This is a genomic window from Herbaspirillum sp. CAH-3 (assembly GCF_009668275.1).
In the GTDB taxonomy this organism is placed as follows: Bacteria; Pseudomonadota; Gammaproteobacteria; order Burkholderiales; family Burkholderiaceae_D; genus Herbaspirillum; species Herbaspirillum aquaticum.
In genome coordinates this window covers 265,572-271,710 of the sequence record NZ_VSWE01000009.1, presented here as the reverse complement: position 1 = coordinate 271,710, position 6,139 = coordinate 265,572, and the positions used below count along the sequence as shown (strand labels likewise).

At 64.9% G+C, this 6,139-nt stretch carries 6 protein-coding genes; all 6 read right to left on the bottom strand.

Annotation, left to right across the window (positions count from 1 at the left end; translation table 11 throughout):
* Positions 1–1,280 (bottom strand): xylulokinase (xylB, locus tag FYB76_RS13800; RefSeq protein WP_154133990.1); only part of this gene is annotated, 1,280 nt, incomplete at its 3' end.
* A gap of 32 nt (positions 1,281–1,312) precedes the next feature.
* Positions 1,313–2,194: an AraC family transcriptional regulator gene (locus FYB76_RS13795; RefSeq protein WP_088754841.1), complete on the bottom strand. Its 882-nt coding sequence runs from the start codon at positions 2,192–2,194 to the stop codon at positions 1,313–1,315.
* Positions 2,130–3,350, bottom strand: coding sequence for an ABC transporter ATP-binding protein (locus tag FYB76_RS13790; protein WP_154133989.1), 1,221 nt, complete (start codon positions 3,348–3,350; stop codon positions 2,130–2,132). Before FYB76_RS13790 ends, FYB76_RS13795 begins: the two co-directional genes overlap by 65 nt.
* Before the next feature lie 2 nt (positions 3,351–3,352).
* A complete protein-coding gene (locus FYB76_RS13785) occupies positions 3,353–4,390 on the bottom strand; it encodes an NAD(P)-dependent alcohol dehydrogenase (RefSeq protein WP_154133988.1) in 1,038 nt (345 codons plus the stop codon).
* Positions 4,391–4,399: 9 nt separating this feature from the next.
* Positions 4,400–5,212, bottom strand: coding sequence for a carbohydrate ABC transporter permease (locus tag FYB76_RS13780; protein WP_154133986.1), 813 nt, complete (start codon positions 5,210–5,212; stop codon positions 4,400–4,402).
* Positions 5,200–6,078: a carbohydrate ABC transporter permease gene (locus tag FYB76_RS13775; RefSeq protein WP_088754845.1), complete on the bottom strand. Its 879-nt coding sequence runs from the start codon at positions 6,076–6,078 to the stop codon at positions 5,200–5,202. The genes FYB76_RS13780 and FYB76_RS13775 overlap by 13 nt, the downstream gene beginning before the upstream one ends.
* Positions 6,079–6,139: the final 61 nt, after the last annotated feature.

Sequence of the window (6,139 nt, the reverse complement as noted above, 5' to 3'; positions counted from 1 at the left end):
ACTTCCGCCCCGGCATGCCGTCGCAGAGGAATCCCCAAGGCGGTCGCACACAACTCTCCCCAGAACGCACTACGCGACCCTCCCCCCACAAAAGCCGCACTCTCCAGCATAGTGCCCGCAGCCTGCAAGGCCGCATAGCCATCGGCCATCGCAAAGGCCACGCCCTCCATCACCGCATAGGCCAGATGCGCAGTCTCATGCGCGGGCGTCATGCCGAACAGCACGCCCTTTGCCGTCGCATCATTGTGCGGCGTGCGCTCGCCATTGAGATACGGCAGGAACAAGGGCGCCTGTGCCTGCTGCGTCGCCGTCAGTCGCTCCGCCCCCGCCACCAGCTCCGCCACCGGCCGCGCCGTCACGCCGGAGAGCCAATGCAGGCTGGCTGCTGCCGACAGGATCACGCTCATCTGGTGCCATTGACCAGGCAGGCAGTGGCAGAACGCATGCACACCTTGCTGCGGATTGGGGGCATGCCGCGCCGTGGCGGCGAACAAGACGCCCGAACTGCCCAGCGACAGGAACGCATCGCCCGCCTGGATCACGCCGATGCCCACCGCGCTGGCCGCATTGTCCCCGGCACCACCGGCCACCACCACGGGGCCGCTGATGCCCCATTCGCGCCGCAACTCCTCACGCAGCTGGCCGGCCACGTCACTGCCTTCCACCAAACGCGGCATGTGGCTGCGATCCAGCCCGGTGGCCGCCAGCATGCGGTCGGACCAGTCGCGCCGCGCCACATCCAGCCACAGCGTGCCAGCCGCGTCCGACATCTCGGAGACGAATTCTCCCGTCAGTTTCCAGCCCAGGTAATCCTTGGGCAACAAGACTTTGTCGATGGCGCGGTAGACCGCCGGTTCGTATTTCGACAGCCACAGCAGTTTGGGTGCCGTGAAGCCCGGCATGGCCCGATTGCCGGTGATGGCGGGCGCATCCGGCACCAGCGCTTCCAGTTCCACGCATTCCGCATGGGCGCGCATGTCGTTCCACAGGATGGCCGGGCGCAATACATTGCGGTTGCGATCCAGCAGGGTGGCGCCATGCATCTGACCGGAGATGCCGATGCCGCGCAGGGCCTGGAAAGCCTGCGGGGCCTCGGCGCGCAACGCGGCGATGGCGTCGAGCGTGGCGTTCCACCAGGCCTGCGGTGCCTGTTCGGACCACAGCGGATGCGGGTTGTCCACCCGCAGGCGGGCGCTGCTGGTGGCGATGACGCGGGAGTCGTCGTCGGTGAGGACGAGCTTGACTTCGGAAGTGCCGAGGTCGATGCCGAGATAGCTCAAATCATTTTCCTTTGCGTGCAAGTGGAGAGGCGCTACGCGACCGCCCGGACTTCGTCGTTGAGCCGGTGCAGCGCGCGAAAGCGCGAGGGCGGCATGCCCTTGTGGGCCAGGAACTGGCGATTGAAATTGGAAAGATTGTTGAACCCGACCCGGTAGCACACCTCGGTGACGCTCAATTCGGTGCACATCAGCAATTCGCAGGCCTCGTTCAGGCGCAATCCGTTCTGGTACTGGATGAAGGTGCAGCCCGTATGCCGCTTGAAGAAACGCGTAAAGCTGCTCACGCTCATGCCCGCCAGTTCGGCTACATCACTCTCGCGCAGGTTGCCGCCCAGGTTCTGGCGGATGCAGGACAGCACCTGGTTGATGGTGGAGGACATGTGGCGCTGGGCATCCAGGTCGTAACCCGGTCCGGCCAGGGGCTTGCGTTCGCGGCAGGAAGCCAGCTGCTCCAGCACGCTCATCATCAGTACCACACGGCGCGCGCCGCTGGCCTGTGCCAGGTCCTGCATCAGCGGGATGATCGACCTGCCCAATGCATCAGGAAATTGCAGGCCGCGCGCCGCGCCCTCCAGCAGATCCTGCAAGGGCGAGAGCTCCGGGATGGCGCCCAGCATGCGGTCGGCAAAGGGCCGCGAAAATTGCAGTACCAGGTCGCGCGCGCCCACGTGTTCGCCCGCGCCCAGGTTGCTGACCCAGTTGTGCGGCAGGTTGGGACCGGTCAGCACCAGGTTGCCGGGACCGAAGTCGCCGATGAAATCGCCCACGAAAAACTTGCCGCTGGATGCGGTGATGACGTGGACTTCGTATTCAGGATGAAAATGCCACTTGGCCACCGTGTGCGGGTAGTCATGCACCCACGCCCTGAACGATTCGTCCTGGCGGGTATGGACCAGCTCCAGATCCGGACTCATGCTTTGTCTCCTTGCCATGCGGGCCGTCATCATGGCCGCGGGCCGCGAAGGCGGCGGGCGGCAGCGACAGGTTCTCTCCGCTTTGTACATCGAACACGTGCAACGCGTGCTGATCGAAGGCCAGGTGCAGGCGCTGTCCCGCCTGCGGCAGGTGCTGCGCGCTCACCAGGGCAGTCAGCGTCTGTGCGCCCCAGCGGGTGGTGAGCAGGGCATCGGCACCCAGGATCTCCACCAGTTCCACATTGACCGTGCAGGTCAGGCTGTGGGCGGCGTCCTGCTCGCCGGCCAGGCGGACATAGTCAGGACGCACCGCCAACTTTACCGACATTCCCGGCATCAGGCGTGAAAACCTTTCATCTTGCAGGATCCAGCGCTGGTCTTCGCAGCGCACGGAGAGCGTTGCGCCATCCCGTTCGACCACGCCATCGAGGAAGTTCATGGCGGGCGTGCCGATGAATCCCGCCGCAAAGAGCGTGCGCGGATAACGATAGAGTTCGGCTGGCGAGCCCGCCTGCACGATCTGCCCACCTTGCATGAGGATGACGCGGTCAGCCAGGGTCATGGCTTCCAGCTGGTCGTGGGTAACGTAGACGGTGGTGGTCCGCAGGCGCTGGTGCAGGCGCTTGATGTCGCCGCGCAATTGCGCGCGCAGCTTGGCATCGAGGTTGGAGAGCGGTTCATCGAACAGGAACACCGACGGCGTCTTGATGATGGCGCGCGCAATCGCCGCGCGCTGCTGCTGGCCGCCGGACATGGCGCGCGGCTTGCGCTCGAGCAGGGCATCGAGATTCAACATCGCCGCCACCTCCCGCACACGGCGGTCGATTTCGTCGGCCGGGCGCTTCAGGCGGCGCAGGCCGAAGGCGATATTGTCATACACGTTCATGTGCGGATAGAGCGCGTAGTTCTGGAACACCATGGCCACGTTGCGATCCCGCGCGGGCAGGTCATTGACGACCTTGCCGCCGATGGAGAGGCTGCCGCCGCTGATCTCTTCGAGGCCGGCGATCATGCGCAGCATGGTCGATTTGCCGCAGCCCGAGGGGCCCAGCAGGACCACGAATTCGCCGTCACCGATGGTGAGGTCCAGCGGATGCAATACCGGCGGGCCACCGGCGTAGTGCTTGGACAAGCCCTGGCAGTGGATGTCGGCCATGGTCAGCCTTCCATCTCGATCTGGATCTTCACATCCTGCGGCAGGCCGCGCGCGGCTTCTTTGAAGGCCTCGATCCCCTGCGAGAAGGGGAAGCTGCGTGAAATGAAAGGCTTCACATCGATCATTCCCGAGCTCAGCAGCGCCAGTGCACGCGGGAAAATGTTGGCATAGCGGAAGACCGATTCCAGCCGCACTTCCTTGGTCTGCATGGTCACCACGTCCAGCGCCACCGGCTCGGGGGGCATGCCCACCAGCACCGCGCAGCCACCGGGACAGACCAGGTCCAGCAGCGTCTGGTAGACGCCGGCATGGCCCGAGGCCTCAAACACCACATCGGCCCCCCAGCCCTCGGTGACTTCTTGCACCACCGCGCTCAAGTGCTGCTGCGTCACGTCCACCGTGATGACGGCGGGATTGCTGGCGAAATGGGCCAGCTTCTCCGCCACCACATCGGCCAGGATCACGCGCGCCGCGCCCCCGGCCAGGGCGGCCAGTGCAGTCATGGCGCCGATGGTCCCGGCGCCGATCACCACGGCCGTATCCCCCGGCTTCATGCGCGCCTTGGTGGCGGCCTGCAGGCCGATGGACAAGGGTTCGACGATGGCCCCTTCGGCAAAGCTGACATTGTCCGGCAGTCGATAGGTGAACGCTGCCGGATGCACCACGCTGCCGGTGAGGCAACCGTGGATGGGCGGCGTGGCCCAGAAGCGCACCGAGGGATCGAGGTTGTACAGGCCGCGCAGCGTGGCCGGTGAATCCAGGCGCGGGATGCCCGGCTCCATGCAGACGCGGTCGCCGACCTTGAGTTGCGTGACGGCGCTGCCGACTTCGATGATGGTGCCCGAGGCCTCGTGCCCCAGCACCATGGGTGCTTCCACCTTGAAGGGACCGATGCGGCCGTGGGTGTAGTAGTGCAGGTCGCTGCCGCAGATGCCGACGGTGTGGATGCGGATGCGCACATCCTGGGCACCCAGGTCCTGCGGCAGGTCGATGTCGCGCAGGGCCAGTTCACGCGTGGCTTCGAGTACGAGGGCTTGCATGGGATCTCCTTATTTTCCGGTGAGGATGGAATTCAACAGCCGGCTCAAGACGCCGACAAAGATCAGGGGCGGCAGCGCCAGCAGGACGGTGGACGCGTTGATCACGCCCCACGGCACTTCCTGCCCCATGGAAGTAAAGGCCGAGGCCACCACCGGCAGCGTGGCGCTGTTGGACGAGGTCAGCGCCAGGGAGATCATCAGTTCGTTCCACACCAGCACGAAGCTGAAGATGATCCCGCCCAGCAAGGTGCCGGCGCAGTTGGGCAGGGCGATCTTCCAGAACACCGCGTAGGGGCCGTAGCCATCGAGGGTGGCGGCTTCCTCGATCTCGCGCGGCATGCGCTGGAACACGGGGATCGATAGCCAGGTAATGGTGGAGAGCGTGGTCAGCAGGTAAGTCACGATCATGGAGAAGCGCGTGTCATACAGCCCCAGGTCGACCCAGATCGCGATGAGCGGAATGGCCACCGCCACCGGCGGCAGGAAGCGCAGCGAGAGCAGGAAGAACTGGATGTCGCGCTTGCCCGGCACGTGGTAGCGCGCAATCACGTAGGCTGCCGGCACGCCCATGAGCGTCCCCAGCAGCACGGCGCTGCCGACGATGACGGCACTGTTGGTCAGGCCCACCAGCACCTCAGGACTGCCGATGACCTGGCGATAGTTCTCCAGCGTCGGCGTGAAGAGGAAACGCGGCGTGGGCGTGACGATGTCCAGCAAGGTCTTCAAGGAATTGAGCAGCGCCCACAGCAGCGGAAACACCGCCACCAGTACCAGCAGGATGCCCACGCCCCAGACGGCGCAGCGTGTGATCAGTCTTCCCATTTGCTCACCCGTTTCCAGATCAGGGTAAAGATCAGCGTGGTAGCCACCATCATCAGCACCGCCATGGTGGAGGCATACGAGACCTTGCCGGAGAGCCCGATGCCTTGCGCATAGGCATACATGTCCAGCGTTTCGGTGGCCACACCGGGCCCGCCCTTGGTCATCACGTAGATCAGGTCGAAGGAGCGCAGCGACTCCACCATCTTGATGAAGACCAGGCTGATGAGCGGGGCCTTCAACATCGGCAGGGCGATGTAGGCATACACCTGCCAGGTGCGGGCATGATCCAGCCGCGCCGCTTCCAGCGGTTCGGGCGGCAGGGTTTCCAGCAGCTTCAGGACGATCACGGCGAAGAACAATCCCCACTGCCAGATATCCACGGCCGCCACCGCATAGAGCGCCAGCAGCGGGTCTGATAGGAAGGCCGTGTCATGGATGCCCACCAGCCCCAGCAGCCAGCCCAGGATGCCGGTCAGCGGCGAATACATGAACTTCCAGATGAAGGCGGCCGACACGCGCGGCAGCAGCACCGGCGTGATCAGCAAGACGCACATGGCTTGCCGCCATTTGCCGTGGACGTTCTCAAACAGGTAAATGGCGATGAGGATGCCGGCCACCACCGCGCCCAGCACGGTGACCACTTCCCAGATCGCCGAGACTTCGATGGCGTTGAGGAAGCGCCGGTCCGACATCAGCCGCTCGATATTGCGCAACCAGACGTAGTCGCTGTCGGGATAGCGCAGCACGCGGTTCTTCAGTGCCAGGTTGATCGCCGCCACCGTCGGCACCAGCCCCAGTACCAGCATCACCAGGAGCGACGGGCCGAGGAACAGGTAGGGCAGCGAGGTCTTTCCACGATTGAACATGCAGGACTCCGGAGTCCGCCCCGTCCCGGCGAGGGAACAGGGCGGCTACATCGTTTGACGC

Excerpts from the sequence above, each read along its gene's own strand:
- FYB76_RS13795 (WP_088754841.1), bottom strand. The coding sequence starts at position 2,194 with ATGAGTCCGGATCTGGAGCTGGTCCATACCCGCCAGGACGAATCGTTC.
- FYB76_RS13790 (WP_154133989.1), bottom strand. The coding sequence starts at position 3,350 with ATGGCCGACATCCACTGCCAGGGCTTGTCCAAGCACTACGCCGGTGGC.
- FYB76_RS13785 (WP_154133988.1), bottom strand. The coding sequence starts at position 4,390 with ATGCAAGCCCTCGTACTCGAAGCCACGCGTGAACTGGCCCTGCGCGAC.
- FYB76_RS13780 (WP_154133986.1), bottom strand. The coding sequence starts at position 5,212 with ATGGGAAGACTGATCACACGCTGCGCCGTCTGGGGCGTGGGCATCCTG.
- FYB76_RS13775 (WP_088754845.1), bottom strand. The coding sequence starts at position 6,078 with ATGTTCAATCGTGGAAAGACCTCGCTGCCCTACCTGTTCCTCGGCCCG.